4 protein-coding genes are annotated in these 2454 nt (G+C 70.7%); 3 read left to right on the forward strand and 1 reads right to left on the reverse strand.

Annotation, left to right across the window (positions count from 1 at the left end):
• Positions 1-81: 81 nt before the first annotated feature.
• On the reverse strand, positions 82-318 hold the full coding sequence (locus VF468_07300) for a hypothetical protein (GenBank protein HEX5878112.1): 237 nt from the start codon (positions 316-318) through the stop codon (positions 82-84).
• A 279-nt stretch (positions 319-597) separates the two neighbouring features.
• Between VF468_07300 and VF468_07305 the strand changes: the two genes are divergently transcribed.
• The 3 genes from VF468_07305 to VF468_07315 all read left to right on the forward strand — a co-directional run.
• Positions 598-831, forward strand: coding sequence for an Lrp/AsnC ligand binding domain-containing protein (locus tag VF468_07305; protein ID HEX5878113.1), 234 nt, complete (start codon positions 598-600; stop codon positions 829-831).
• Positions 832-1009: 178 nt separating this feature from the next.
• Positions 1010-1885 (forward strand): GAF and ANTAR domain-containing protein, encoded by an 876-nt coding sequence (locus tag VF468_07310; protein ID HEX5878114.1) that lies wholly within the window; start codon positions 1010-1012, stop codon positions 1883-1885.
• A gap of 282 nt (positions 1886-2167) precedes the next feature.
• Positions 2168-2454: NTP transferase domain-containing protein (locus VF468_07315; protein HEX5878115.1), on the forward strand; the 287-nt coding region annotated here is incomplete at its 3' end.

Here is a 2454-nt window from a genome sequence, read left to right on the forward strand (position 1 = left end):
ACGGCCTTGGCCTGCGGCTCGAGGAATACCGGCTTGGGCATGACTGCCTGGTCCTCCTCCTCCTGGCCGCAGCTGTGGTGCTCAGCGAGCCGCCCGACCGCCGTAGTCGTCCCGTTGCCAGGCCAGCTCCCGGGCCATGGCAAGCCAGGCGTTGGCTTGGGCGACCTTCAGTTCAGCGCGCCGCAGGTGCTTCTCGATGTCGATGTTGGACCGGCCCTGCTCAGCATCGATCTCGTCGTAGAGTGCCTCGCCATGGGATAGCGCCTCATAACCTCGTTGCATGGCGTCGTCCCAGGTCAGCTCCCGCCACTCCGACATGGCCCACCACCCTCGTCAGGTCCATCAGGACCTTCTCGCCCAGAACGACTGCTGCCAACGTGAGTATGCCAAGCGGCTGTGCCTCGCGCCGCGGCCGGCTGGCAGTGCCGATCGACTGGCTGGCCACCACCTCCCTCCAGCGCCTACGATCCGGCACAGGTCCTCCGGTCTGGTGGCGGCCGGCTGACCCGCCTTGTGGAGCTTGCACCCCCGCCACCCATCAGGCACCCACCTGTCAGGGCAGGATGGCGGCATCTAACGCCGAGGAGATCAACGCGGATGCTGAGCGCGTACGTGCTCATCCTGACCGAGGTCGGCAAGGTCGCGCACGTCGCCCAAGCGCTCAATGATCTCGATGGTGTGGAGTTGGCCGAGGACATCACCGGCCCCTACGACGTGATCGCTAGGATCCAGGCGCCCGGTCTGGATCAGCTGGGCCGGCTGGTGGCCGCCCGCATCCACGTCGTGGACGGCGTCACCCGCACCCTGACCTGCACGGTGCTCCGTCGGTAGCCGCACCATCGGTCACCGCCGCCCGAACTCGAACTACCGTGCAGCTGTGGCCGTGCAGGCATGGAGGACGCCGAAAGATTCAGCGCCCAGGGCAGCTGTCGGCGGCGCGTATGCTCGCTCGGCCGCAGTGGCGGGTGACAGGCGAACGATGCAGCGTGGAGTGAGCGGTGAACCATCGATGACTGAGGGCTATGACCCGCCGGTTGACCGGGATGCCTTCGACAGTCTGCCTGGGCTGCCCCGGGCCGTGCCGCATCCAGGGGACCTGTTCGCGACCCTGCAGCGGGTCATCGACGCCACCCTGGGAGTGTTCCAAGTGGACGGGGCGAGCCTGGCCTTGGAGCATGAGGACGGCTCGCTGCGCTGGGTGGTGGTCACCGACGGCGCCGCCAGGCTGCTGGAGGACACCCAGCGTGAGCTTGGGGAGGGACCCGGCCTGGCCGCCTATGACGACGCGGTGGCCGTGACGGTCGTCGACCTGGCCACCGAGCGGCGCTTTGCCCGGCTGGCCGCGGTGGTGACCCCACGAGGGCTGCACGGGGTGCTGGCGGTGCCGGTGGTGGTTGCCGGCCGGCCGGTGGGGGCGCTGTCGGTGTATGCCACCGAGTGGTGTCCCTGGTCGGGAATTGATGTGGCTGCGCTGTGTGCCTACGCCGGGGTGGTCGCCGAGCTGGTGGCAGCCAGCATGGCGCTGGAGGCCCGGGACGCCGAGGTGGCCGAGCTGACCCAGGCGTTGACCGCTCGGGTCTGGGTGGAGCAGGCCAAGGGGGCGCTGGTGGCCACCGAGGGGCTGGACCCGGCCGCGGCCAGCGAGCGGCTGCGTGTCCGTGCGGGGGCGTCGCAGCGCACTGTGGCCGACGTGGCCCGTGAGGTGGTGCAGGATGCCCAGCGGGACCGGACCGCGATGATCGCGGCCGAGCGAGCTCGCTCCCGGGCGGCCGAGGCTCGGGCCGAGCACGCCGAGGCGGCGCTGGAGGCCGCCCAGGCTGCGGCCGACGAGAACGACGGTGGGGCGGACGGGCCGGCCGCCACCCCCGACGACCAGCAGCGCTGAGCCGTGCCGGCGGTGGCTGTAGCACGCGATCCAGAAGAACACGGCCAGCCGGGCCTGCTCGACGGTGGCCCAGCGGACGCCGAGCTCGTCCTCACCTGGAGCGTCCGGCTCCGTTGAGCAGGATGAAGGTCCGACCTCCATAGCGTCAGCCTGGTCTCGGCTTGAGAAGCGGCGCCCGCGGCTGGTTGCCCGTTTCGGGCCTGTCTTGCCTGGGCGGGGTTCAACGGTGATCCTTGCACTGTTCCCTCGGCGTTCATCCTGTTGCCACAAGGGAGTTGGCGCATGGCTGAGGCACCGGAGCTCCCTGCTGATCCGCTCACCTCGTTCCCCAGTCGGGCGGAGGTGGTCCAGCCCGATCCGGCGCGGTCGCGGCAGCCGCGGGTGGGGGTGGTGCTGGCCGCGGGCCAGTCCGAGCGGCTGGAATCGGTCACCGGGGGTGGCTCCAAGGCGCTGCTCCGGCTGGGGGGGCTGAGCCTGGTCGAGCGGGCGGTGCGGTCCCTGCTGGCCGCTGGGCTGGAGCGGGTCCTGGTGGTGGTCGGCCACGACCCCGGACCGGTCGCGACGGTTGT

The organism is Actinomycetota bacterium, assembly GCA_036280995.1.
In the GTDB taxonomy this organism is placed as follows: domain Bacteria; phylum Actinomycetota; class CALGFH01; order CALGFH01; family CALGFH01; genus CALGFH01.